Annotated in this window: 16 protein-coding genes; 1 reads left to right on the forward strand and 15 read right to left on the reverse strand. The window is 73.8% G+C overall.

Annotated features, from left to right (window positions below; translation table 11 throughout):
• Nucleotides 1–90: 90 nt before the first annotated feature.
• Nucleotides 91–1,530: a xylulokinase gene (gene xylB / locus IR158_RS05730; RefSeq protein ID WP_291810640.1), complete on the forward strand. Its 1,440-nt coding sequence runs from the start codon at nucleotides 91–93 to the stop codon at nucleotides 1,528–1,530.
• 344 nt (nucleotides 1,531–1,874) lie between these two features.
• On the opposite strand, the gene IR158_RS05735 is transcribed toward xylB, so the two are convergent.
• From IR158_RS05735 to folP, 15 genes are all read right to left on the reverse strand, one after another.
• Nucleotides 1,875–2,216, reverse strand: coding sequence for an Lsr2 family protein (locus IR158_RS05735; protein WP_291810594.1), 342 nt, complete (start codon nucleotides 2,214–2,216; stop codon nucleotides 1,875–1,877).
• An 84-nt stretch (nucleotides 2,217–2,300) separates the two neighbouring features.
• Nucleotides 2,301–2,465: a hypothetical protein gene (locus tag IR158_RS05740; protein WP_227578096.1), complete on the reverse strand. Its 165-nt coding sequence runs from the start codon at nucleotides 2,463–2,465 to the stop codon at nucleotides 2,301–2,303.
• A gap of 22 nt (nucleotides 2,466–2,487) precedes the next feature.
• A complete protein-coding gene (gene lysS / locus IR158_RS05745) occupies nucleotides 2,488–4,005 on the reverse strand; it encodes a lysine--tRNA ligase (RefSeq protein WP_291810643.1) in 1,518 nt (505 codons plus the stop codon).
• Between the two features lie 39 nt (nucleotides 4,006–4,044).
• Nucleotides 4,045–5,046: a carboxylating nicotinate-nucleotide diphosphorylase gene (gene nadC, locus IR158_RS05750; RefSeq protein WP_291810645.1), complete on the reverse strand. Its 1,002-nt coding sequence runs from the start codon at nucleotides 5,044–5,046 to the stop codon at nucleotides 4,045–4,047.
• Nucleotides 5,047–5,342: 296 nt separating this feature from the next.
• Entirely contained in the window at nucleotides 5,343–10,109 is a 4,767-nt protein-coding gene (locus tag IR158_RS05755; protein WP_291810603.1) for an endo-1,4-beta-xylanase, read from the reverse strand.
• 239 nt (nucleotides 10,110–10,348) lie between these two features.
• On the reverse strand, nucleotides 10,349–15,967 hold the full coding sequence (locus tag IR158_RS05760; protein WP_291810605.1) for a carbohydrate binding domain-containing protein: 5,619 nt from the start codon (nucleotides 15,965–15,967) through the stop codon (nucleotides 10,349–10,351).
• A 160-nt stretch (nucleotides 15,968–16,127) separates the two neighbouring features.
• The gene (locus tag IR158_RS05765; protein WP_291810607.1) at nucleotides 16,128–17,846 is read right to left on the reverse strand and encodes an L-aspartate oxidase; all 1,719 of its coding nucleotides are present in this window, start codon (nucleotides 17,844–17,846) and stop codon (nucleotides 16,128–16,130) included.
• Nucleotides 17,847–17,869: 23 nt separating this feature from the next.
• Nucleotides 17,870–18,340 carry an aspartate 1-decarboxylase gene (gene panD, locus IR158_RS05770; RefSeq protein WP_291810610.1) on the reverse strand — a complete coding sequence of 157 codons (471 nt, stop codon included), beginning with the start codon at nucleotides 18,338–18,340 and terminating at the stop codon, nucleotides 17,870–17,872.
• Nucleotides 18,337–19,311, reverse strand: coding sequence for a pantoate--beta-alanine ligase (gene panC, locus IR158_RS05775; RefSeq protein ID WP_291810611.1), 975 nt, complete (start codon nucleotides 19,309–19,311; stop codon nucleotides 18,337–18,339). Before panC ends, panD begins: the two co-directional genes overlap by 4 nt.
• Nucleotides 19,308–20,354 (reverse strand): DUF2520 domain-containing protein, encoded by a 1,047-nt coding sequence (locus IR158_RS05780; RefSeq protein WP_291810613.1) that lies wholly within the window; start codon nucleotides 20,352–20,354, stop codon nucleotides 19,308–19,310. The genes panC and IR158_RS05780 overlap by 4 nt, the downstream gene beginning before the upstream one ends.
• Nucleotides 20,351–21,940, reverse strand: a complete 1,590-nt coding sequence (locus tag IR158_RS05785; protein WP_291810615.1) for a PH domain-containing protein — start codon at nucleotides 21,938–21,940, stop codon at nucleotides 20,351–20,353. Before IR158_RS05785 ends, IR158_RS05780 begins: the two co-directional genes overlap by 4 nt.
• Nucleotides 21,937–22,458: a PH domain-containing protein gene (locus IR158_RS05790; RefSeq protein ID WP_291810617.1), complete on the reverse strand. Its 522-nt coding sequence runs from the start codon at nucleotides 22,456–22,458 to the stop codon at nucleotides 21,937–21,939. The genes IR158_RS05785 and IR158_RS05790 overlap by 4 nt, the downstream gene beginning before the upstream one ends.
• A gap of 75 nt (nucleotides 22,459–22,533) precedes the next feature.
• Nucleotides 22,534–23,028 carry a DUF3180 domain-containing protein gene (locus tag IR158_RS05795; RefSeq protein WP_291810620.1) on the reverse strand — a complete coding sequence of 165 codons (495 nt, stop codon included), beginning with the start codon at nucleotides 23,026–23,028 and terminating at the stop codon, nucleotides 22,534–22,536.
• Nucleotides 23,025–24,500 carry a 2-amino-4-hydroxy-6-hydroxymethyldihydropteridine diphosphokinase gene (gene folK, locus IR158_RS05800; RefSeq protein WP_291810622.1) on the reverse strand — a complete coding sequence of 492 codons (1,476 nt, stop codon included), beginning with the start codon at nucleotides 24,498–24,500 and terminating at the stop codon, nucleotides 23,025–23,027. Before folK ends, IR158_RS05795 begins: the two co-directional genes overlap by 4 nt.
• Nucleotides 24,497–25,414, reverse strand: coding sequence for a dihydropteroate synthase (gene folP / locus IR158_RS05805; protein ID WP_291810647.1), 918 nt, complete (start codon nucleotides 25,412–25,414; stop codon nucleotides 24,497–24,499). Before folP ends, folK begins: the two co-directional genes overlap by 4 nt.
• Between the last annotated feature and the right edge of the window lie 76 nt (nucleotides 25,415–25,490).

The raw sequence follows: 25,490 nt of genomic DNA on the forward strand, positions 1-25,490 counted from the left end.
CACCCGACGTCCGAGCGGGCCGCAGGACGCCACCCCTCGGACACCCCACGCCCGGCAGCCCCGGGCATCTGGCGCAAGGGAGCACACGCGATGACGCTCGTGGCAGGTGTGGACTCGTCCACGCAGTCGTGCAAGGTGGTCGTGCGGGACGCGCAGACCGGTGCGCTGGTCCGGCAGGGCCGCGCGAAGCACCCGGAGGGCACCGAGGTGCACCCGCACCACTGGTGGGACGCGCTGCAGACGGCCATCGCGGACGCGGGCGGTCTCGACGACGTCGAGGCGATCAGCGTCGGCGGGCAGCAGCACGGAATGGTCGTGCTCGACGCGGACGGCGAGGTCATCCGCGAGGCGCTGCTGTGGAACGACACGCGCTCGGCGCAGGCCGCGCGCGACCTGATCGCCGAGCTCGGTGACGGTGACGCCGCCGCCGGCGCGCAGGCGTGGGCCGACGCGATCGGGTCCGTCCCCGTCGCCTCGCTGACCGTGACCAAGCTGCGGTGGCTGCGCGACAACGAGCCGGAGAACGCCGCACGCGTCGCCGCCGTGGCCCTCCCGCACGACTGGCTGACGTGGAAGCTCGCCGGGGGCATGGCCGAGGTCGGGTTCGACGGGCTGATCACGGACCGGTCCGACGCGTCGGGCACCGGCTACTGGTCGCCCTTCAGCGAGGACTACCGCACGGACCTGCTCGAGCGCGCGCTCGGGAGCGTGCCGCGTCTGCCGCGCGTGCTCGCGGCCCACGAGGCCGGCCCCGTGGCCCCGGCCTTCGCCATGAAGCCGGTCCTGGGACCCGGCGCCGGCGACAACGCCGCCGCCGCGCTCGCGCTCGGCCTGCTGCCGGGCGACGTCGCGGTGTCGCTCGGGACCTCCGGCGTGGTCTCGGCCATCGCGTCCGCGCCGATCGCGGACGGCACCGGCCTCGTCACCGGCTTCGCGGACGCGACCGGCTCCTACCTGCCGCTCGCGGTCACGCTCAACGCGTCACGCGTGCTCGACGCGGCCTGCCGGATGCTCGGCGTCGACCACCCGGGGCTGTCGCAGCTCGCGCTGTCGGCCCCCGCGGGTGCCGACGGGCTCGTGCACATCCCCTACCTCGAGGGCGAGCGCACCCCCAACAAGCCGCACTCCACCGGCGCCCTGCACGGCATGCGCCTGGCCAACACGACGCCCGCGCACGTCGCGCGCGCCGCGGTCGAGGGCATGCTCTGCTCGCTCGCCGACGGCATCGACGCGATGCGCGCCGTGGGCGTGCCGGTCGAGCGCGTGTTCCTCATCGGTGGGGGCGCCCAGTCGCAGGCCGTGCGCCAGATCATCCCGTCGATCATGGGCGTCGACGTGCAGGTGCCGACGCCGGGCGAGTACGTCGCCGACGGTGCCGCCCGCCAGGCGGCCTGGGTGCTCTCCGGCTCGGACACGCCCCCGGCGTGGTCCGCGTCCACGGGCGCCGAGGTCATGACCGGCGAGCCGACGCCCGTCGTCCGCGAGCAGTACGCGGCGGCCCGCGACCTCACGGTCGACCGCCCCGCCTGACCGGGACTGGATCGCCCTCTCACCACGAGAGGGCGATCCAGCCCACCCCGGCGTGAGACTGGATTGCACTCTCACGGCGGGACGGACACGACAGGGTCGTGAGAGAGCAATCCAGCACCCACCCCAGGGTCGTGAGAGTGCGATCCAGCACCCACCGCAGGGTCGTGAGAGGGCAATCGAGTCACGAGACCGGGCCGTGAGAGCGCGATTCAACCGAGTTCCCCGGCCCCCAGCGTGACTGGATTGCACTCTCACGGGGGGGACGCGTACGAAAGGGTCGGCACCTCGGGTGCCGACCCTTTCGTGTCCGTCACGCCTGCTCGGCGTGACGTGTGACGTGTCGCTCAGTGAGCGTCGTCGTACGCCTTCTTGACCTCCGCGGAGATACGACCCCGCTCGGAGACCTGGAACCCGTTGGCCTTCGCCCACTCGCGGACCTCCTGCGCCTCGTTCGAGCGCGCAGCGCGCGGCGACGAGGACGTGGAGCGTGCCGAACGAGCGGAGGACCGGCCGCTCACCTTGCGTGCGCTGCCCACCCACTGTGCGAGGGCGTCACGCAGCTTGGCGGCGTTGTCCGACGTGAGGTCGATCTCGTACGTCACGCCGTCGAGACCGAACGTCACGGTCTCGTCCGCGGACCCGCCGTCGATGTCGTCGACGAGCAGGACCTGCACCTTCTGTGCCATGGAATGCTCCCGGGCATGGGGAAATTGCTGACACGTACACTGTGGCACCGTGCGTTTGTTCGCGTCAAACCGAACGGTGAATTCTCACGGTTCCGTGACGTCCGCCCGAGCCTGCTCCGCGTCCATGCGCGCGAGTGCCTGCCGTTCCGACCGGTCGGCGTTGATGATCGCCCGCATCCCGAACCAGAAGATGAGCCCCACACCGACGGACGGCAGCAACGCCGCCAGAACTGCGCCCCAACCGTTCACGAATCCTCCATCAATGACAACGTCAGACCTGCGGCTTCACGAGCGGGAAGACGATCGTGTCACGGATACCATGACCGGTCATGGCGATGAGCAGGCGGTCGATTCCCATGCCCATCCCCCCCGACGGCGGCATCGCGTGCTCCATGGCGGTGAGGAAGTCCTCGTCGATGCGCATCGCCTCGTCGTCCCCCTTGGCGGCCAGCAGCGCCTGCGCCTCGAAGCGCTCGCGCTGCACGACCGGGTCGACGAGCTCGGAGTACGCGGTGGCGAGCTCCATGCCGCGGACGTACAGGTCCCACTTCTCGACCAGGCCACGCTCGGTGCGGTGGTCGCGGGTCAGCGGCGACGTCTCCACCGGGAAGTCACGCACGAACGTCGGGGCCCACAGCGTGGAGCCGACGTGGTGCTCCCACAGCTCCTCGACGAGCTTGCCGTGGTTGCGCTGCGACGGGGCGAGCTCGATCTCCGCGGCGGCCAGCAGGCCCAGGAGGTGCTCGTCGGACGTGTCGTGCGTGATCTCCTCGCCCAGCGCCTCGGAGAGCGACCCGTACATCGTGAGGGAGGTCCACTCGCCGCCCAGGTCGTACTCCGTGCCGTCGGCGAGCGTGACCACCGTCGTGCCGAGAGCGTCCAGCGCAGCGGTCTGCACGAGGTCCTGCGTGAGCGCCGCCATCGTGTCGTAGTCGCCGTAGGCCTCGTACGCCTCGAGCATCGCGAACTCCGGGGAATGCGTCGAGTCGACGCCCTCGTTGCGGAAGTTGCGGTTGATCTCGAAGACCTTCTCGACGCCGCCGACGGCCGCACGCTTGAGGAACAGCTCGGGCGCGATCCGCAGGAACAGCTCCATGTCGAAGGCGTTCATGTGCGTCTCGAACTGCCGCGCGGCCGCACCCTCCGGACGGACCTGAAGCATCGGGGTCTCGAGCTCGAGGAATCCGCGCCGGTAGAAGTTCTCCCGCAGCGACCGGACGACCGCGGACCGCAGCCGCACCATCTCGCGCGCTCCCGGTCGCACGATCAGGTCGACATAACGCTGCCGGACGCGGGCCTCCTCGGACATCTCCGTGCCCTCGTACAGGTTCGGCAACGGCCGGATGGCCTTGGCCGCCATGCGCCATTCGTCGGCCATGACGCTCAGCTCGCCTCGGCGCGACGCGATGACGCGCCCGTGCACGAAGACGTGGTCACCGAGGTCGACGTCCGCCTTGAACGCGGCCAGCGCGTCGGCGCCGACCTCCTTCTCGCTGAGCATCGCCTGCAGGCGTGTGCCGGCGCCGTCCTGCAGCGTCGCGAACGCGAGCCTGCCGGTGTTGCGCAGGAACACGACACGGCCGGCGACGCCCACGAGGTCGTCCGTCTCGGTGCCCGGCTCGAGCGCGGGGTACGTCTCGCGCACCTGCGCGATCGTGTGCGTGCGCGGCACCGACACCGGGTACGCCTCGACGCCCTCCTCGAGCAGCCGCTCACGCTTGGCCTTGCGGACCCGGATCTGCTCGGGGACGTCGTCAGCGGCGGGCTGGGCGGCGTCGGGGTCCTGCACGGTGGTGGCGGGCTCGGTCGGTGCGGTCACCCGGCGATTCTACGGGCGCGGGGCAGGCTGCCGGGCGGGCACCGGAACGGCGGAGCGCGCGTCGGCCGGGACGTCGGCGGGGACGTCGGCCGGTGCCGTCACGGATCGCGGGTCGAGGTCCAGCGCGACGTCGAGGATGGGTGACGAGTGCGTCAGCGCCCCCACGGAGAGGTAGTCGACCCCCGTCAGTGCGACCTCGCGCGCCCGGCCCAGCGTGAGGTTGCCCGTGGCCTCCAGCTCGACGTGGCCGGCGCTGCCCTCGCGTGCCCGGACGAGGGCCACCGTCGCCGTGAGCGTCGCGGTGGACATGTTGTCGAGCAGCAGGAAGTCCGCCCCGGCGTCGAGCGCCTCGTCCGCCTGCTCGGGCCGGTCGACCTCCACCTGGATCGCGACGTCCGGGAACCGCTCGCGCACGGCGCGCACGGCTCCGGCCACCGACCCGGCGGCCACCACGTGGTTGTCCTTGACCATCGCGACGTCGAACAGGCCCATGCGCTTGTTGGTGCCCCCGCCGCACCGCACCGCGTACTTCTCGAGCGCGCGCAGGCCGGGCGTGGTCTTGCGGGTGTCGAGCACGCGCGCCCCGGTGCCGCTCAGGGCCTGCGTCCAGCGGTGCGTGTGCGTCGCGACGCCCGACGCGCGCGAGACGAGGTTGAGCAGCGTGCGCTCGGCGACGAGGAGCACGTGGGTGGGCCCGTCGAGGGTCGCGAGGACAGCGCCCGCCTCGACGACGTCGCCGTCGTGCACGTGCCACGTCACCGTGGCGCGCGGCAGGTCGAGCCGGTCGGCGACCTGGTCGAGGACCTCGGGGACGACGACGAGCCCGGCGATCGCACCGGGCTCGCGCGCCACCACGTCGGCGCGGCCGCGCGCGCGGGCGTCGACGGTGGCCTGCGTCGTGACGTCACGCCCAGGGGCCGGGCCGAGGTCCTCGTCGAGGGCCACCGCGACGAGGCGCGTGATCGCCAGCGGCTCGGGCCCGGGGTCGCCGGGGAGGACGGGAGCCGCCACCGGCCCCTCGTCGGCACGGTCGTCGGCGGGCTGCTGCGCATCGGTCACGGGCACACGCTAGCCGCGACGTCCGTCCTCCCGACGCCTGCGGCCACGTGCGTGCGTCACGACGGTCGTCGGCCTCGCCGACCGACACGGGATCGCCCGCGGCGCTCACCGTCCGGCGCGTTCGCCGCACCCGTTCCCGCACCCCCGGACATGACGGGGCCCCGCCGGCTGTCGGGGGGGAACAGCCGGCGGGGCCCGGGGAGGGTCGCCGGTGAGGTGGTGGCCTCACCGGCGACGGGAGCGAGGGGTCACCGCCAGACGATCACCGGGACCGCTATGAGGCTGGTCGTCGTCCCTGCGGCGTTGGACAGCTCCACGGTGTACTTGTAGACGCCCTTGGCACGACCCTCCAACCGCGTCCCGGCGTGCTGGGCGTTGCGGCCGTCCGGGGTCAGCGTCTGGGTGTCGACCAGCACACCGTTCTCGTAGAGCTTGTACGTGTCGGCGTTGGTGCCCCACCACATGTGCATGGAGACCGTGTAGCTGCCGTTGCCGTCCCAGTTGTCGTGCACGACCACCGGGATCCCGGGGGCCGCCGCCACGACCCGCACCACCAGCGGCCGGCTCGTGGTGGAGCCGTGCTGGTTGGTCGCCACGACCTCGTAGGTGTACGAGCCGTTCACCTTGCCCGTGACCTCGAAGGTCCCGATCTGGGCGCCCGGCGTCGCGTCGACGACCCGCTGCGTGGCGATCTGCGTGCCGTTCTCCAGCAGGGTCAGGGTGTGGGCGTTCTGCCCCCACCACATCGACGACTTCACCGTGAAGGACCCGTCACCGTCCCAGTTGTCGTGCGAGAGCAGGGGCTTGGCGGGCACGCCGGTCGCCGGCCCGGGTGCGGGCTCCGCGGACACCAGCTGCACGACGCCCCAGCGGGCGTTCGACTGGTAGCCCGCACCGGTCGGGTCGGCCCAGTTGGTGATGCCGAGGCGCGCACCGCCCGAGGCGTCGTTGACCTGGTAGTCGACGCCGTGGAACGTGTTGGTCCCGCCCTCGCCGAGCAGGTCGACGGCGAGCTCGACGAGGTAGCCCTCGTCGGTGCGCGACGTCGCGGTCTGCACGCGAGCCTGCTGCGCGGCCTCGTCGCCGGTCCCGAACGACACCACGTTCTCCGCGGACACCCGGATCTGCATGTCCTGCGGGCGGTACGTGCCGTTCTTGTAGTTGCCGGCGTCGACGTAGACCTCGATCGAGTCCTGGATCCACGGGTCGGACCCGGTCACGTCGATGTCGGGGTCGGTGACCTCGGCGAGGACGTACAGCGTGTCGTCCGTCCACATCGTCCGGACCTCGGCGACGGCCGTGCCCGCGCCGGACACCTGCTTGGCCGTCGTGACCGGCTCCGCGTCGGACCAGACGTCGTCGACGTCGCCGTCGACCTCCGGTGCCGTCGCGGCCTGCGGGGCCTCGAGGTAGGAGAGCTCCTCGACGAGGGTCAGCGTGCCGGTCGCGCCGGCGTTCGCCCACCCGGTGACGTCGTCGCCGTCGACGACCCGCAGGTCGAACGGCACGGTGCTCCCGACCGCGGCGGCGTCCAGCGGGACGTGCACGACGGCACGCCAGCCGCCGGTCCGGTCGGCGTCGACACCGTCGACGTCGCCCGACCCGTCGCGGGCGTAGGTGTACGTGGTGTCGCCCACCTGCACCTCGAGAGCGTCGGCGTCGCCGTCGACGTCCGCGAGCACCGTGAGGGTGTCCGCGGTCCAGCGGAGCTGGAACGCGCCCGCCTCGCCGACGTCGTGGAGCCGCAGCTGCTGCCACTCGACCGCGGACGTGGCGTCCTCGTCGAGCGCGACCTGACCGCCGAAGACGGTGGCCGTGCGGACACGGTCCGGCAGGTCCTGCCCGGCCGCGCCGTAGTACGCCGGCTTGGCCTGCAGGTCGTCGTTGAACAGCAGCGGTGCGCCGTTGTCGTTGACCCAGCTGCGGCCGTCGTTCAGGCCCCACACGGTCACCGAGTACAGCGAGTCGGCGTGCGCCCGGAAGATGTCGAACGCGTCGCGGTAGAAGTAGCCCTGGTCGATGAGCTTGGCGTCGGTCACCGGCAGGCCCGTGGCGACGTCGAGCTCGGTCACGGCCTGCACGACGTCCAGCGCCTCGAACCGCTCGATCGCGGCCTCGAGCGCCGACACCGGCAGGGACAGGCTGACGTGGAACTGGTGGCCCACGCCGTCGACCGGCACCCCGCGGGCGAGCAGCCGCTCGACCAGCGCGAAGTAGCGGTCCTGCTTGCCCGACTGCTCGGTGTTGTAGTCGTTGATGAACAGCGTCACCGGACGGTCGGTGCCCGGCGCCGCGTACTCCTCGTTGAACGCCTCGTCGGCGTACTGGAAGGCGAGGTCGATGAAGTCCTCGCCGAGGATGCGGAACCACTCGGAGCGTCGCAGCCCGTCGGGGTTCTCACCCCCGTCGGACACGACCTCGTTGACGACGTCCCACGCGACCAGCGGGTTGGTGTCCGACCCGAACGGACCGTAGGTGCCGGCCAGGTTCCCGGCGATGTCGAAGATGTGCGTGCGCAGGCGCTCACGCAGCACCGCCCGGCCCGCGTCGTCGGCGGGCAGCGGCTGCCCGGCCTCGTCCTGGAAGAACCACGCGGGCGTCTGGCTGTGCCACACGAGCACGTGCCCGTAGACCCTCGTGTCCGTCGCGGCGGCGAAGTCCATCAGCGCCGTCGCCTCCGGGTGGATCCGGAAGCCGCCCTCGGCGTCGTACCAGGCCTCGGGCTTCATGTGGTTCTCGCCCGTGATCTGGTTGAAGTGCCGCTGCGTGAGCGTGCCCGGGTCGCCCTGGGTCTCCCGGCTGTCGATCGCGACACCCATCGGGAACGGGACGGTGTCCTTCAGGGGCGTCAGGTCCTCGATCGTGGCGGGCGGCGGCGTGCGGAACACGATGTCGTCCACGAGGAACGTCGACGTGTTGCCCGGGTTGCCGCTGTCCCACGCCGTCTCGAAGTACACCTCGGCGGCCGTCTCGTACGCCGGGAGCGAGAACCTGCCGGCGACGCGGGTCCACTCCTCGGTGACCCCCGTGATCGAGACGAGGTTCCCGTAGTTGCTCGTGCCGCCGGTCTCGGTGCGCGCGCTGAGCGTCATGTCGCCCGGGGTGCCGGCGAACCGGACCCACGCCTCGAACTCGTACGTCGTGCCCGCGGCCAGCAGCCCCGTGACGTCGTACTGCAGACCCTGACCCTGGTGGACGCGGTCGGAGACCTGTGCGGCGTGCGCCGAGTCGTGGCCGCCCTCGACGACGGCGACCGTCGCGGCGCCGTCCTCGGTGGCGCGCGGCGCCCAGCCCTGCAGCGTGCCGTCCTCGAAGTCGAAGGACAGCTCGACGCCGGTGCCGTCCGCGCCACCCTGGGGCAGCGTGAACGTCCAGCCGTCGGCGAGGCGCTCGGTCACGACCGTCTTCGTCGCCGCGATCGACGCCGCGCGGTCACCGCCGCCGTCGTGCACGAGCACGATGCGGCCCGGCTGCATGGCGGTGCGCAGGTTGGCCGTCAGCTCGGCCTCGTCCTGGGTGGCCCAGTCGTTGATGGTGTTGGACACCGCGAGCGGCTGCATGCCGAGCGCGACGGCCACCGGGATCGTCTGGCCCCACGAGCCGTTCGGCGCGCGGAAGTACGGGACCTTCGCCTCGGGGTCGTCGAGCGCGGTCCGGATGATCTCCAGGTTCGCCTTGAGGTCCGCCTCGACCTGCGCCTTGGTGTAGCCGCCCATGTCGGCCCACCCGGTCGAGTGGTTGCACAGCGTGTGACCCTCGGACACGATCCGGCGCAGCAGGTCCGCGCCACCGGGCGCGGTGACCTGCGAGCCGATGACGCAGAACGTCGCCGGCAGGTCGTTCTCCGCGAGGAAGTCGAGCAGCTCGGTCGTGTCGGCGCCGTTGGGGCCGTCGTCGAATGTCAGCGCGGCCACGTCGCCGGTGCCGCGTGCGGCGCCGACGGGCGTGCTGGTCGGGTCCACCGCACCACCGGGGACGAAGCCCTCGAGGTCCGGCTCCCAGTCGTCGGTGACGGCCCGGCCGGTGATGACCACGTCGTCGACGAGGAAGCTCGTGGTCGGGCCGGCTGCCTCGAGGTAGAGGTCACCGCCCGTGACGGCCTCGCCGCGGGTGTAGGTGCCGGTCAGCTCGACCCACTCCTGGTCGGTCACCTCGACCGCGGGCGCGGCCTGCGTGTACGCCTCGGGGACCTCGGCGACGGTCGCCTTGACGGTCGTCGCCTCCTCGCCCGGCGCGAGCTTCACCCAGGCGGAGATGTCGTACGTCGCGCCCGCGGCGAACAGCGAGGCGATCGGTGTCGCGGCGCCGTGCCAGTCGGACGTGCGGCCGGAGACGAGCATGCTCGCCTCGCCGGCGTGCGCGTCGTCGGTCGTGCGCGCGACCGTGGCGGCGCCGCGGCCGACCCACGGCGCGACCTCCGCCTCGAAGTCGCTGGCCAGGACGATCTCGGCCTCGCCGCCGGAGCCCTCGCGCGTGATCTCGATGTCGTCGACGAGGTAGGTGTAGGGGGTGCCCGCCTCGGTGCCCGAGAGGTCACCGGTGCCCAGGTAGACGGAGCGCGTCACGTCCTCGGTGGGCGTGTAGGTGCCGGAGACCGTCGTCCACGCGTCGTCGCCGATCGTGGTGTTGCCGACCCAGGTGTAGTCCGTGGCGACGACGAAGCGGATGCCGGCCGTGCCCTCGGTCCCCTCGGGGAGCTTCGCGCGCATCGTGAAGGAGTAGGAGACGCCGGCCTCGTACGCGACCTCGGGCGACGAGATGCCGTCGTAGTCGGTCGTGCGGTCGGCGACCTCGAGCGCCTTGCCGCCGTCCGCGTCGACGAACCCGAGGACGGGCTCGCCGCTGCGCGTCCAGTCGCCGGTGGTCTCGTCGTCGAAGTCCACGCCGAGCAGCACCTGCGTCTCGGCGGCACCTGCCGCGGAGCCGATCGCCACGAGCGGCGCGGCCACGAGAGCGGCCGTGGCCACCCCGATCCCGATAGTTTCGAGCACCTTGCGGTGCCGGGTCCGACTCATTGACGCTCCTTTGCGCGCAGAAAGTCCGATATCGGGACCACCGTACGCACAGAGTTGGTCATCCGACCAGCCCAGGAGCCGCTCGGTACACAGATGGATGCAGGATCGAGATCGAAAGTTTCACCGCGTCATCCCTCCGGGTGTCGTCCGGGCACGGCGAAGCCCCACCGGCAGGAGGGGAACCTGCAGGTGGGGCTCCGTCGAGGGCGTCCCGGGGTCGGGGCCCGGGACGCGTGGGGTCAGCCGCCCAGCGTGCGCCGCACCTCGGAGGCGAGGTGCCCACGACGCCGGACGACCACCAGGACCGTCCCGGTGAGCAGGACCAGCACGCCCAGCAGGCCCAGGCCCAGACCGGCACCCGTGGTGGCCAGGCTGCCGCCGCGAGCCGGCGGCGTCACCGCCGCGCCGGGTGCCGCGGCCGCCGCGGAGACGGTCAGTGCGCCCTCCGCGAGCACGTCGCCGCCGACCGCCGCGACGATCCGGTAGACACCCGCGGGGGTGGTCGCCGGGATCGTCACCGTCAGCGACGCCGCACCGTTGCCGGCCACCACGACCGAGCCGAGGAGCGTCGTGCCCGCCGGCGCCACGGCCGCGGCCCCGACACCGCCCGCACCGCCCGACGCGGTCGCGCCGTTGCCCATCGCGAGGACGACCTCGTCACCCGGCGTGAAGCCCTCCAGGTCGACCGTGATGGTCCCACCGGCCCTGACGGACCCCAGCGAGAGGCTCAGCTCCGGCGTGGCGTCCTCGTCCGGCGGCGTCAGCGCCGAGACGAGCTGCGCCACACCCCAGCGCTGGGGCGACTGGAAGCCCAGCCCTGTCGGGTCGGCCCACGTGCGCACCGAGGTGCGCGCGCCGGCCACGGCGTCGTTGACCTGGACGTCCAGGCCGTGCAACGTGCCGAGCCCGAGGTACTGGTCGAGCATGTCGACGGCCGCCTCGACGCGGTAGCCCGTGGCCGTCTGCGCGACCTGCGACTCGATCCGCGCCCGGTGGAAGCCCTCGTCGCCCTGACCGATCGTGACCGTGTTGGTCGCGTCGATCCGCACGTGGAGGTCGTCGTACCGGAACGTCGGGTTCTTGAAGTTCCCGGCGTCGAGGAAGATCTCGAGCGAGTCCTTCTCGTGCGCCGCGACCGCCGAGGTGTCCGGGGTCTCGTCGACCACGTCCGCGAGGACGTAGAGCTTCGAGCCCTTCCACATCGTCCGGACCGTGGCGGTGGCCCCGGCCGTACCGCTCACCTGGGTGCGGGTGGAGACCGTCGCTGCCGACCCCCACACGTCGTCCACGGCGCCGTCGATCGTCGGCACGGACGCCGCCTGGACGACCTCGACCGTCGACAGCGGCTCGACGAGCGACAGCTCGCCCAGGTGACCGGGCGCGTTCCAGCCGACGACGTCGACCCCGTCGAAGACCCGCAGGTCGAAGGCGAGCGTGTCGCCCTGCACGGCCGTCACCGGCACGTGGACCACGACGCCCCAGCCGCTCGAGCCCTCGGCCACGACACCGTCGAGGTCACCCGAGCCGTCGCGCGAGATGCGGTACGTCTGCTCGCCGACCTGCAGCTCGAGGATGTTCCACCGGTCGGCCACCTCGGCGTACACCGAGAGGTGGTCGGCGGCCCAGCGGGCCTGGAAGGCGGCCTCGCCGTCGACGTCCAGCAGCGGCAGCTGCTGCCACGCGACGTCGTCGAACGCCGCGTCGTCGAGCGCCACGTCACCGGCGAACACGTTCGCGCTGCGCAGCCGCGCCGGCAGGTCCGCACCGCGGATGCCGTAGTACGCCGGCTTGGCCTGCATGCCCTCGTCGAAGACGAGCGGACCGCCGTTGGCGTTGCGCCACGACCGCGTGTCGTACAGGCCCCACACGGTGATCGAGAACATCTGCTCCTCGTACCGGGCGAACGCCTCGAACGCGTCGCGGTAGTAGTAGCCCTGCTCGATGAACAGCGCCTCTGTCGCGGGCGTGCCCGTGGTGACGTCGAACTCCGTGACCGCCTGCAGCAGCCCCAGGCCCGAGAACCGCTCCAGCGCGCCCTCGAGGAACGACACCGGCAGCGAGAGCGACACGTGGAACTGGTGACCCACGCCGTCGATCGGCACGCCACGCTCGATGAGGTCCGTCACCAGGCGGTGGTACCGGTCCTGCTTGCTCAGCAGCTCGCTGTTGTAGTCGTTGATGAACAGCGCGATCCGGTCGGCCCCCGGTGCGAGGTACACGCCGTTGACGTACTCCTCCGCGTACTCGAACGCGCGGTCGACGAACTCCTCGCCGAGGTACTTGTACCAGTCGCTGCGGCGCATGCCGTCGTCCGTGGCGCTGTCGGAGATGACCTCGTTGACGACGTCCCAGCCGACGACCGGGTTGGTCGGCGAGCCGAACGGGCCGTACTCCTCGGCGATCCACCCCGCGACCTTCTGGATGTGGGTCTCCATGCGCTGGCGGACGATCTCGGCGCTCGCGTCGTCCACCGGCAGGGGGTTGCCGGCGTCGTCCTGGAAGAACCAGGCCGGCGTCTGCGCGTGCCACACGAGCACGTGCCCGTAGACCCGCAGGTCGTTGGCGACGGCGTAGTCCATGACGGCCCTGGTGTCCGCGCTGGGCGCGAACGTGCGGCCGCTGTACCAGTTCTCCGGCTTCATCGAGTTCTCGGCCGTGACCTGCTCGAAGTGCTGGTTGAGCAGCTGCGCGGCCGACCGCTGCGTCTCGCGACCGTCGATCGCGACACCGAGCGGGACGCCCACCGACTCGTACAGCGGCGCCAGGTCGTCCTGGATCACCGGGTCGGGGCGCATCTGGAACGTGATGTCGTCGACGAGGAACGTCGAGGTGTTGCCGGGGTCGTTGTTCGCCCACCTGGTCTCGAAGTAGACCTCCGCGGCGTTCGTGTACGACGGCATCGTGAACTGGCCCGACACCCGCACCCAGTCGTTCGACATCCCCGTCAGGGTCACCAGGTTCGGGTACGACGACGTGCCGGTGTTGACGTGCGCGCTCAGGGTGACGTCACCCGGGGTGCCCTCGAACTTGATCCAGGCCGAGAAGTCGTACGTCGCACCGACCTCGAAGATGCCGGCCACGGTGTGCTGCAGACCCTGGCCCTGGTGGACGCGGTCCGAGACGCGCGCCGCGTACTGCGAGTCGCGGCCCGGCGAGACGACCGTCACCGTGGGCGCACCCTGGCCGTTGTCACGGCCCGTCCACCCCTGGAGCGTGTTGTCCTCGAAGTCCGCGTCGATGCTCGTCGGCGTCGCCCACGACGGGTCGTCACCACCGGCCGGCAGCGTGAACTCCCAGCCCGCGGCCAGCCGCTCCGCCACCACGGTCCTGGTGGCCGCGACCGATCCGGAGCGGTCGGGGCTGCCACCGTCGTGCACGAGCACGACCTCGCCGTTCTTCATGCTCGCCCGCAGGTTCGTGGTCAGGATGCCCTCGTCCTGCGTCTCCCAGTCGGCGATCGTGTTGGTCACCGCGAGGGGCTGCATGCCGAGCGCGACGGCCACGGGAGCCGTCTGGCCCCACGACGCGTTGGGCGCACGGAAGTACGGCACCCTGGCCTCGGGGTCGTCCAGCGCGTCGCGGATGATCGCGAGGTTGGCCTTCAGGTCCGTCTCCACCTGCGCCTTGGTCCACGAGCCCATGTCCGCGTAGGACGTGCCGTGGTTGCACAGCGCGTGACCGTCGGACACGATCCGCTGCAGCAGCGCGGCCCCGCCCGAGGCCGTGACGTTCTGGCCGATGACGCAGAACGTCGCCACGACGTCGTTCTCCGCCAGGAAGTCCAGCAGCTCGGTCGTGTGGACGCCGTTCGGGCCGTCGTCGAACGTCAGCGCCGCCGTGTTCGTGGCACCCGCGACGGGGCGCGCCGCGCTGACCGGCGTGACCGTCGGGTTGACCGCACCACCCGGCACGAAGCCCACCAGGTCCGGCACCCAGCCGTCGCCCGGGACCGTCCCGAACGGCGGGCCGACGATCTCCACGTCGTCGACGAGGAAACTCACGGTCGCGTCGGCCGCCTCGAAGTACAGGTCACCGGTGACGCCCGCGGGGCGCGTCCAGGTGCCCGTCAGGTGCACCCACGCGCCGTCGGTGACGTCGACCGCCGGCGCCGCCGTCGGGTACGTGGACGCGGAGTCCGCGACCGTCATCTTGACGGTCGTGGGCGCCGAGCCCGGTGCGAGCCGCACCCACGCGGAGATCGCGTACGTGCCGCCCTCGACGAACAGCGTGTTGATCGAGGTCTGCGCGCCGTGCCAGTTCTCCGACCTGCCCGAGACCAGCATCGCGCCGTTGCCCGTGCGCGGTCTGTCGGTGGTGCGCGCGGCGCTGCCGCCGCGACCGGCCCACGGCTCGATCCCGGACTCGAAGTCCGAGGCCAGGACCGTCTCGTCGGCCGGCGGGTCGACCGGCGGCGTCACCGTCGCCGGACGCGTGACGAGCACGTCGTCGACCAGGAAGCCCGGCATCGAGCCGGTCCACGTGCCCGCCTCGATCATGAGCTTCACGGTGCCGGCGTCGGCTCCCGCCGGGACGGTGTACGTGCCGGTCAGCGTGGTCCAGCCGTCGGTCGTGATCGGGGTCGCCGCGACGGGCGTGTACGCACCGTCGTCCATCGTGAAGCGGCCCAACGCGTCCGCGTCCGCGTCCAGCAGGCGCATGCGCGCGCTGAACGTGTACTCGACGCCGGCGGTGAACAGGCCGGTGGCGGACTGCACCGTGTGCCACGTCTCGCCGCGGTTCGTGACGCTCAGCGCCTTGCCGTCACCCTCGGTGACGTAGCCCAGGTCGGGCGAGCCGCTCTGCTGCAGGACACCGAGGGACGAGCCGTCGAAGTTCTCCGAGACGACGGTGGTGGTGGCGGGCGGGGCCGCGGGCGCGGGGCGCGTCACGAGGATGTCGTCCACCTCGTAGGCGTACGCTCCTCCCCCGCTGAGGTCGCTCGTGCCGATGAACAGCTGGCGCGTGGTGTCCTCGGTGGGCGTGAAGGTGCCGGTCACGGCCTTCCAGCCGCTCGCGTCGATCGTCGTGTTGCCGATCCACGTGTAGGCGGGGTCGGTGACGAAGCGCAGGTCCGCCGTGCCGGCGGTGCCGGCCGCGAGGCGCGCACGCGCCGTCACGGTGTAGGTGACGCCTGCCTCGAGCTCGACCGCGGGCGACTTGATGCCGTCGCTGTCCGCCGTGCGGTTCGCGACCCGCAGGTGCTTGCCGGCGGCGACGTCGGTGAGCGTCGGGTCGCCGCTCTGCACCCAGCCGCCACGGCCGGGCGTCTCGAGGTCCGCTGCGGCGACCGTGACGGTCGTGCCGGGGTCGGCGCCGGGGCGCGTGATCAGCAGGTCGTCGACGAGGTAGGTGTACGTGGCGGCCGGGCCGGACAGCGCGTCCGCGCCGAACGTGAACGCCTCGTCCCTGCTCTCGGGGGCGGTCCACGTGCCGGTGACCGTCGTCCACCCGGCGGCGTTGACGCCCGCGGTGTCGCCGATCCACGAGTACGAGGGGGCACCGGTCTGGAACCGCATCGCCGTGGTGCCGACCGTGCCCGCGGCGAGCTTCGCGCGAGCGCTGAACGTGTACGTCACGCCCGCCTCGACGGCGACCGTCGGGGACGTGATGCCGTCCCACGTCTCGGCGCGGTCGGCGACCTGCAGCACGGTCTCGCTCGGGTACGTGAGGGTCGGCCCGCCGCTCTGCGACCAGCCGTTCGAGGTCCCGTCCTCGAAGTCCACGGACAGCACGGTCACGGGTTCGGCCGCGCTCGCGGACGACGACGTCGTGCCGACCATCGGGGCGGCCACCAGCGCCAGGACGGCCGCACCTACCGCGATACTTTCGGACGCCTTTCGGCGCTGCTTCGCTCGCATGTCGCTCCCTTGCGCACACCGGACGACCCCAGCTGCGGGGCCAGGAGGCTCAGTGTGGGGAGTTTCCGCCGATCAGCACAGGGTTGGTCACTCGTTCAGATGCAGCCCGGTCATGGGACCACTCGTGAAACTTTCGGCCGATGGGAGCGTGGTCATCGGACTATCCGACAGACCGAGGCCCGATCTGTACCGCTCCGCCCGGTTGCGAGTTCACTCCGACGCGCACGCGCCACTCCTCGGCCGTGGCGGGGAAGTCGCTGCGCGCGTGCCCCCCGCGCGACTCCTCGCGCGCCAGCGCCGCCAGCGCGAGGACCGTGGCGACCTGGTGCACGTTGGTCGTCTCCCACTCCGCGAGCTGCGGCTCCCCCAGCCGCCGGCCGTCGTCGCGACGCTCGTGCGCGTCCGTCGGGATCGCCGCCAGCGCCGCCAGCGCGTGCCGCAGCCCGTCGGCCGAGCGCAGCACGCCGGGCCCGTCCGTCGCGACCCGCTGGACCCGCGCGCGCGACGCCGCCGGGACCAGCGCCTCGGGTCCGGGCCGCGGGCTGGGGTCCACGCGCGGCAGGAAGCCGCCCTCGAGGCGCGCCGCGACGTCCCGCGCCGCGCGGTGCGCGAACACCAGCCCCTCCAGCAGCGAGTTCGACGCCAGACGGTTGGCGCCGTGCACGCCCGTGCACGCGACCTCACCCACCGCGTACAGGCCCCTCAGGGAGGACCGTCCGTCGAGGTCCGTCACCACACCACCGGAGTGGTAGTGCTGCGCGGGCGCCACCGGCACGAGGTCCGTGGCGGGGTCGATGCCGTGCTCCGCCAGACGCTCGTGGATCGTCGGGAACCGCCGCGCGAAGAAGTCGGCGCCCAGGTGCCGCGCGTCCAGCCACACGTGGTCGGAGCCGGTGGCCGCCGTGCGCCGCACGATCGCGTGCGCGACGACGTCCCGCGGCGCCAGCTCGGCCAGCGGGTGCACGTCCGGCATGAACCGCACGCCGTCCGTGTCGAGCAGCAACGCACCCTCGCCGCGCACCGCCTCGCTCACGAGCGTCAGCTGACCCTTCACGCCCGTGCCCAGCCACAGCACCGTCGGGTGGAACTGCACGAACTCGAGGTCACCCAGCAGCGCGCCCGCCCGCAGCGCCGCGGCGATGCCGTCGCCGGTGGCCTGCGCCGGGTTCGTGGACGACCGGTACACCTGCCCGATCCCGCCGGTCGCGAGCACCACCACCGGCGCGAGGGCCGCACCGACGCCGTCGCGGGACCCCTCGCCGATGACGTGCAGGGTCACCCCGGCGACGGCACCGGGCGCGCCGTCCGCCCCCGGTGCGCCGGTCAGGACGTCGAGCACGAGCGCGTGCTCGACGACCTCGATGCCCGGGTCGTCGCGCACGGCCTCGATCTGCGCGACCAGGGCTCGCGAGATCTCCGCCCCCGTCGCGTCACCGCCCGCGTGCGCGATGCGGTCCGTCAGGTGGCCGCCCTCACGCGTGAGGCTGATCTCGCCGTCCGCGGTCGTGTCGAACACCGCACCGCGTGCCACCAGCTCGTGGACCCGGCGCGGGCCCTCGGTGACCAGGGTCTCCACGGCCCGCGGGTCGCACAGCCCGCCGCCCGCGGCGAGCGTGTCGTGCAGGTGCGCCGCCGGCGAGTCCGCCGGGTCGAGCGCGGCGGCGATGCCGCCCTGGGCCCACACCGTCGAGCCCGACGACAGCACGCCCTTGGTGACCAGGAGCACGCGGCCCACCCGCGTGCGCAGCTCCAGCGCAGCCGTCAGCCCGGCGATCCCCGAGCCGACGACCACCGCGTCCGCGTGCACGGTCCACCCCGGCTCCGGCGCCGCGAGGCGGGTGGCGAGGCGGACGGACGGCAGGTCGGGCGTCACGAGCACGGACGGACAGTATCGCGGGGAGGTCAGGCCCCCGCGCCGCCGACCGCCTCGCGACCACGCGCCATCGGGATCCCCGACGCCACCAGACCGGTGCGCTCGGTCCACTCGTCCGGAACCTGGCCGGGGTCGTCACCCGTCTCGACGATCCGGTTGTCCGCGTCGACCAGCACGACGTGCGGCGTGTACGTCCGCGCCTCGGCGTCGGACATCGTGCCGTAGGCGATGACGATCACCACGTCACCGGGGTGCACCAGGTGCGCCGCCGCACCGTTGACGCAGACCTGACCCTCGCCGGGCTCGCCGGCGATCGCGTACGTCGTCAGGCGGGCACCGTTGGTGACGTCGACGACGTCGACCTGCTGCCCGGGCAGGATGTCCGCGGCCTCCAGGAGGTCCGCGTCGATCGTGATCGAGCCGACGTAGTGCAGGTCCGCGGCCGTCACGGTCGCGCGGTGCACCTTGCCCGTCATCATCGTGCGCTGCAGGGTCGTCACGCGACGCCTCCGTCCGTCTGGTCCACCGCGGGCGCCGCGACGCCGGCGGGCGCGCCGCGCAGCGTGAGCGGTGCGTTGTCGATGAGCCGCGTCGCGCCCACGCGCGCCGCGACCAGCAGCACGGCCTGCGACGTGCCGGCGTCGGCGGGCGCGAACGTCCCGGCGTCGACGAGCGCCACGTAGTCGACCGCGTCGTCGTCGGACAGCCGCTCGTCGAGCACCGCCCGCGCGGCGGCGAGGACCGCCTCGGGGCCCTGCCCGCCGTCCGCGGCCCGGCGCCCGGCGTCCAGGGCCGCCGACAGCCCGAGCGCGCGCGCTCGCTCCTCGGGGGTGAGGTAGGCGTTGCGGCTCGACAGCGCGAGCCCGTCCGCCTCCCGCACGGTGGCGTGCACGGCCACGTCGACCGGCACGTCGAGGTCGTGCACCAGGCGACGCACCGCGGCGACCTGCTGCGCGTCCTTCTGGCCGAAGACCGCCACGTCGGGGCGCGTCAGGTGCATCAGCTTGAGCACGACCGTCAGCACGCCGTCGAGGTGTCCGGGCCGCGACTCCCCCTCCAGCAGCTCGCCCACGCGCCCCGCGGACACGCGCACCGTGGGCTCGCCGTCGGGGTAGACGACGTCGACCGTCGGGGCGAACACGACGTCCTGCGGGCGCAGCAGGCCGGGGCCGGACAGCAGCTCGAGGTCGCGCTCGAGGTCGCGCGGGTAGCGCGCGAGGTCCTCCGTGGGGCCGAACTGCAGCGGGTTGACGAAGATCGTCACGACGACGAGGTCGGCCAGCGACCGCGCGTGCTCGACGAGTGCCAGGTGCCCCGCGTGCAGGGCGCCCATCGTCATGACGACGGCGCGCCGGTACGGCCGCCGCCCGGCGTCCGCCTCGGACCGCGGCAGCGACGAGGCGTCCTGCGCGGCGAGTGCCGCGGCCAGGGCGCCCCGGTCGCGCGCGAGCGCGGGGTGGGTGGTGCTCATGAGTCCTCCTGCGACGGGTTGCCGTCGTCCTCGGCCGGGCCGTCCTGCCCGGGTGGCCCGGCGGGCGGCGTTCCGTGGTCCTCCTGCTGCAACACCGACGGGGTCGTGATGATGCCCGCGAGCGCGTCCAGGACGTGCTGCGCGGCGTCCGCACGGATGAGCCCGGCGCTCAGCGCACGTGCCGTCGCCGCGCGCGACAAGGCACCGTAACCCGTCGGCACGTCGACCGCGCCGCTGGCCGTCCCCATCGCCGCGAGCACCGCGACGTGGTCCGCGACCGTGCCCGCGTCACCCCGGCGGACCGGCCCGGTGAGTGCGGAGATCGCCCCGGGCCCGTCGTCCCCGGCGGCGTCCTCGGCGCGCAGCGCACCGTCGAGCGCGGCCTCCAGCAGCGGACGCAGCACGCGCCCCGGCTCCTCGACGCCCGCCGCCCGCAGGGCCTGCGCCGCCTGGGCCACCAGCACGACCAGGTGGTTCGCGCCGTGCGCGAGCCCCGCGTGGTAGAGCGGGCGCCGGTCCTCCGCGACGACGACCGGCTCGCCGCCGATCTCCACGACGAGGGCCTGGCCGATCGGCAGCACAGGGCCGGGCGCCGTGACGGCGAACGCGCAGCCGACGAGCCGCGACAGGTCGAGCGACGTGCCCGTGAACGTCATCGCGGGGTGCAGCGCCAGGGGGATGACGCCCGCGGCGCGCGCGGGGTCGAGGACCGCCGTGCCGAACCGGCCCGACGTGTGCGCGACGATCTGCCCGGCCTGCCAGGCGCCGGTGTCCGCGAGCCCCCGGACCAGGGGCGCGAGCGCGTCGTCGGGCACCGCGAGCAGCACGAGCTCGGCGCGCCGCACGACCTCCGGGACCTCGAGCACCGGGACCCCCGGCAGCAGCGTCGACGCGCGCTCGCGCGACTCGGCCGACACCGCCGAGACGCCGACGACCGGGTGACCGGCGCCGCGCAGGGCGCTGCCGAGCACCGCGCCGACGCGTCCGGCACCGACGACGCCGACGCCCAGGCGCCCGGGCCGGGACGCGGGGTCGGCGCTCACGTCGGCGGCTCCGACTCGGGGTCGGGCGCGGCGTGCGGCGGCTGGGCGCCCGCCACGTCGCCGGCCCCACCGATCTCCGCGTCCGCGGCCCGCATCCACAGCTCCGGTCCGGCGACGGCGCGCGCCTCCCGTGCCCGGTGCGACTGCACCTCCAGGAGTGCTGCCGCGACGTGCTGGTCGAGGTGGTCGACCCGCGGCGAGACGGGCCCGGGGGTGGAGTGCGTGACGAACGACGCGAGCTGGAGGCGCCGCTGCAGCGGTCCCTGCTCGAGCCCGATGCTCTGCGTGCGCTCGTGCGGCACGACGACCACGCTGCGCCACCACCGGCCCGACCTCATGATCAGGGCGGTCCGGGTCACCAGGACGCCGTGCCGCCGCCAGCTCAGCGGGTCCACCCAGCGTGCGCTGCGGGGCGCCGGCGTGAAGCCGCCGTCGTCGTCGAGGCCCGTGAGCGCGGCGTCGAGCGTCGCCATCGGGTCGTCGACCCCGAGGTCGGGCAGGACGAGCCACAGCGCGACCCCGGCCTCGGCGCGCGTCGCCACCGGGTGCAGGACGGACCCCTTGTCGACGTCCGCCGTCGCACCGTAACCGGCGACGTTGATCTGGACCCGCCACCAGTCGGGACGGCGCCACAGCGGGCCCTGGCTGATGCGCACGGCCTGGACGCGCCCGGGCGGGACGGTCTGCGTGCGGGTCTCCGTCAGGCCGTGCCGCAGCCGGATGCCGTCCGGTGACACCGCGGCGCGGAACGTGGCGCCGGAGTTGATGCGGCCCCAGACGTACCCACCGGCACCCAGGGCCGCGGGGACCAGCACGAACATGCCGCCGATGTCCCCGACGACGATGCTCACGACGATCATGACGACGACCCCGGCGACCAGGAACCACGGCGGGACGGACCACAGGATCGACCGGATCAGCCGCGGCATCGGCAGCTCGTAGACCTGGCGCTCGGGGGCGGCCGCGTAGACGGGCGCCGGTGCCGGTGTCGCGCCGGCCGTGGTCGGGGCCCCGTCCGGACCACCCGGCTGCGACGTGCCGGGCTGCGCGGCACCGGACACCGCCTGCGGGCCGACGCCGGCCGCGAGCGCGAGGATCTGCGCACGCAGCGCGGTCGCCTCCGACTCGCGCAGGAACGCGAGCTGCACGGCGGAGCCCGCACCCCCCGCGACCTCGAGGTTGAGCTGCGCGAGCCCCAGGAGCCGCGCGAGCAGCGGCTGCACCACGTCGACCGCCTGCAGCCGGTCGAGCTGTGCCTGCCGCTGCTGCCGGAAGAGCAGACCCGTGCGTAGGTGGACGGCGCTGCCCGTGACGGCGTACCGCATGACCCGCCACGCCAGGGCGGAGTACACGAAGCCGCCGGCCCCGACGAGGACCACGAGCCCCAGGATCACGAGCCAGGCGCGGCCGGGCCCCAGCGTGTCGGCCACGTCGCGCAGCACGTCGGACATCTGGAAGCCGATGATCGCGACGAACGCGACCAGCACCTTCCAGCCGCGCAGGGCGGGGGTCACCGGGTGCAGACGCCGCCAGTCGTAGCCCTCTTCGCCGACGGGCGCCGGCGAGGGACCCTGCAGCGTGCTCACAGCCCCGCCAGCCGGGCCTCACCACGCGACGCGAGCCGGTCGCGCAGGCGCGCCGCCTCGGCCGGCGGCAGACCCGGGATCGTCGCGTTGGTGCCAGGCGCGGCGGTGTGCAGCTCGACGGTGGCGATGCCGAAGCGGCGCGCGAGCGGGCCGGAGCTCACGTCGACGAACTGCATGCGGCCGTACGGGACCACGACCAGGGACCGCAGCATGATGCCGCGACGGATCAGCAGGTCGTCGGCGCGCTCGGCGTAGCGCAGTGCGCGCACCTGCCGGCGGACGAGCAGGGCGCTGAGCCCGAGCAGCAGGGCGAGCACCGCGGGCGCCGCCCACAGCCACGGCACGTCGACCGCCGCGGCCAGCGCCACGGTCGGCGCGAGCATCACGACGGCCCAGATCGCCAGCACCACGAGCCGTGCCGTCGCCAGTCGCGGCGACACCGCGGTCCACTCGACGTCGTGCAGGTCGAACGGGTCGGCAGCGGGTGCCGCGTCACGCGTCTCGGGGTTCGTGGTCATGCGCTCATCCTCCCGCACCGGAGCGTGCCTGCGGATCGGTCGCACGGACGAGCGGCCCGCGCGTGGGGCGTCCTGTCAGCCGACGGACGGGTCGAGGTCGGCGCCCCGGACCGTCCTGGGCTCCTCGGCGTCGGGCGGCGGGATCCGGCACCAGTGCTCGACGACGAGCCCGACGACCGTCAGGGCGACCGCGCCGAGGACGGCGAGCCCGGCGGCACCCGCGCGCGACGGGTTGCCCGGCACGTCGGCGTCCGTCAGCAGCGAGAGCGCCTGACCGCCGTACCACCCCGTCAGCAGGGCCCCGGTGTAGCACGACGCCTTCGCCAGCACGGCGGTGCGTGCGGCCCGCACCGGGTCCAGCAGCGGCCGCTTGCCGCGCTGGTACTGGCGCACCGCCCAGCCCATCGAGAGCACGACGCCGGCGATGACCAGCTCGACGACGACGACGAGCCGCGGGACGTCGGGCGGCGTGGACGCCCCCCGACCGGCCACCATCCGCATCACCCACCAGGTGACGGCGGCGACGCCGACCGCCAGCAGGACGAGCGTGCGCACGCGGGTCGCGCTCACGGCAGGTGCGCCTCCCCCGCGCCGTCGGGCTCGGGGTTGGCCGCCGGCACCGGGGTGGTCAGCCAGTCCAGGGCCATCCAGCGCACGCCGTCACGGTCGGGAGCCGTGGCAGCCAGCTGCGCGACGGGCCCGCCGCCCAGGCCCGGCAGGAACGCCTCGGGGTCGACCTGCGCCCAGGGCTCCAGGACGAACGCCCGCTCGTGGGCCCGGGGGTGCGGCAGCTCGAGGTCGTCCGTGACGGCCTGCGTCTCGCCGTACACGACGATGTCGACGTCGAGGGTGCGCGGGCCCCAGTGCTCGAGCCGCTCGCGCCCGTGCCGCTGCTCGACGGCGTGGACGGCCCGCAGCAGGTCCCGCGGTGCCAGCGTCGTGCGCGTCAGGACGACGGCGTTGAGGAAGTCGGGCTGCTCGGGCCCGACGGCGGCGGTGCGGGCCAGCGGCGAGACGGCCACGACCTCGATGCCCGGCGTCGCGGCGAGGTCGGCCACGGCCTGGCGGAGGGTCTCCTGCGCCGGCCCCAGGTTCGCGCCCAGGGCCAGGACCGCCCGGACCGGCTCCGCCGGGGGCTCGTCGAGCGCGTCGAGCACCAGCTCGCCGTCCTCGACGTCGGTGATGGGCGCCATGAGCTCGGTGCGGGCCGGGTCCGGGGCCGCGCTCACCGCGGGCATGACCCCGGTGGGCACCGCGCCGGTGGGCGCGGGCCCGACCACGACGGCACCGACCCCGTCGGGGCCCGCGTCGTGGCCCAGACGCGACGCGTCCGGTGCCGGCGCGGACGGCGCGCCGAACGGCGGCGACGGCGGACCCGCCACGGGCGCGGCTGGGACGACCTGAGCGGGCGGCGGCACCGGTGGTGCCGACGGCGGCGCGACGAGTGCCGGCGGCGCGACCGGTGCCGGCGGCGCGACCGGTGCCGGCGGCGCGACGGGTGCCGGCGGCGCGACGGGTGCCGGTGCGGCCGCCGCGCGGTCGGACGTCAGCGGCAGCGGAGCCGTGCGCGGACGCAGCCCGGTCTCGGCGGTCCGGCGGACCTGGCCCGTCGCGGGGCGGTACGGCTCGGCCGCCGGCAGCTTGGTGCGGTCGCGCCGGATCGACACGACGACGTCGTCGAAGGGCACCGTGATGGGCGCCTGCGGCTTGTGCACGGACACGTCCACGGCCTGCACGTGCGGCAGTGCCAGCACGGTGGCCGCGATCCGCTCCGCGACGGTCTCCACGAGGTCCACGGGCTCGCCCGACAGCACGGCCGCGACGAGCTGCGCGGCGGTGCCGTAGTCCACCGTGTGCGCGAGGTCGTCGCCGGCGGCCGCACGCCGGGTGTCCATGTGCACCACGACGTCGGCGACGAACGTCTGCCCCTCGCGCCGCTCGTGCTCGAACACCCCGTGGTACCCCGTGGCGCGGACGCCCGTGAGCCGGATCTGGTCCAGCCGGCGCCCGCTCTCGTCGTGCACGTCGTCCTGCACGTTCACCGTGCTCCCTCCCGTGCGGCACCCGTCGTCGCGTGCCGAGTCGTCGCGTCCTGCGTCGTGGGTCCTGTCGTCTGCTCCGGGGTCGTGGGCCCCGCCGTCGCGCGACCGGCGGCGTCCTGCTGCGCGTCCCGCCACCGGGCGGCGACCCGGACCGCCGCGACCGACGCCCGGACCTCGTGCACGCGCACGGCCCACGCCCCCGCGGCGGCCGCCAGGGCCGTCACCGCCGCCGTCGCGTCGTCGCGCGCGGCCGGCGCCGCGGGCGTCCCGTCGGGGCCCGCCATGAGGTGCCCGAGGAACCGCTTGCGGCTCGCGCCCACGAGGACCGGGTGGCCGTCGGCGACCAGCTCCGGCAGGTGCGCCAGCAGCGGCCAGTTGCTCTCGCCGGTCTTGGCGAACCCGAGGCCCGGGTCCAGCACGACCTGCTCGTCGCGCACGCCCGCGTCCCGCAGGACCGCGACCCGCTGCGCGAGCTCGCGGCGCACGTCGGCGACCACGTCGTCGTACGCGTCGTTCGCGTCCATGACGTCGGCGTGCCCCCGCCAGTGCATCGCGACGTACGCGGCGCCCGTGCGCGCCACGACGGAGGCCATGTCGGGGTCCGCCATGCCGCCCGACACGTCGTTGACGAGGACGGCACCGCGGTCCACGGCCTGTGCCGCGACGACCGCGCGCGTCGTGTCGACGCTGACGACCGCGCCGTGCGCGACGAGCTGCTCGACCACCGGCAGCACGCGGGCCAGCTCCTCCTCGACGGGCACGCGCGCCGCCCCCGGCCGGGTCGACTCACCGCCCACGTCGAGGAGGTCCGCGCCCTCGGCCAGCAGGCTCAGTCCCCGCTCGACGGCGTCCGCGGCGTCGAACCAGCGCCCGCCGTCGGAGAACGAGTCCGGCGTGACGTTGACGACGCCCATGACGAGCGTGCGCGCCGGTGCGCGCAGCGCGACCGGGAGCGCGGCGAGCCGGGGCCCGTCCCGGCCGGCACCCTGT

The sequence above is a fragment of the Cellulomonas sp. genome (assembly GCF_015234515.1).
GTDB lineage: Bacteria > Actinomycetota > Actinomycetes > Actinomycetales > Cellulomonadaceae > Cellulomonas.

Coding starts and splice junctions, on each gene's coding strand:
- IR158_RS05735 (WP_291810594.1), bottom strand. CDS start 2,216: ATGGCACAGAAGGTGCAGGTCCTGCTCGTCGACGACATCGACGGCGGG.
- IR158_RS05760 (WP_291810605.1), bottom strand. CDS start 15,967: ATGCGAGCGAAGCAGCGCCGAAAGGCGTCCGAAAGTATCGCGGTAGGT.
- panC (WP_291810611.1), bottom strand. CDS start 19,311: ATGAGCACCACCCACCCCGCGCTCGCGCGCGACCGGGGCGCCCTGGCC.
- xylB (WP_291810640.1), top strand. CDS start 91: ATGACGCTCGTGGCAGGTGTGGACTCGTCCACGCAGTCGTGCAAGGTG.
- folP (WP_291810647.1), bottom strand. CDS start 25,414: ATGGGCGTCGTCAACGTCACGCCGGACTCGTTCTCCGACGGCGGGCGC.
- IR158_RS05790 (WP_291810617.1), bottom strand. CDS start 22,458: ATGACCACGAACCCCGAGACGCGTGACGCGGCACCCGCTGCCGACCCG.
- IR158_RS05755 (WP_291810603.1), bottom strand. CDS start 10,109: ATGAGTCGGACCCGGCACCGCAAGGTGCTCGAAACTATCGGGATCGGG.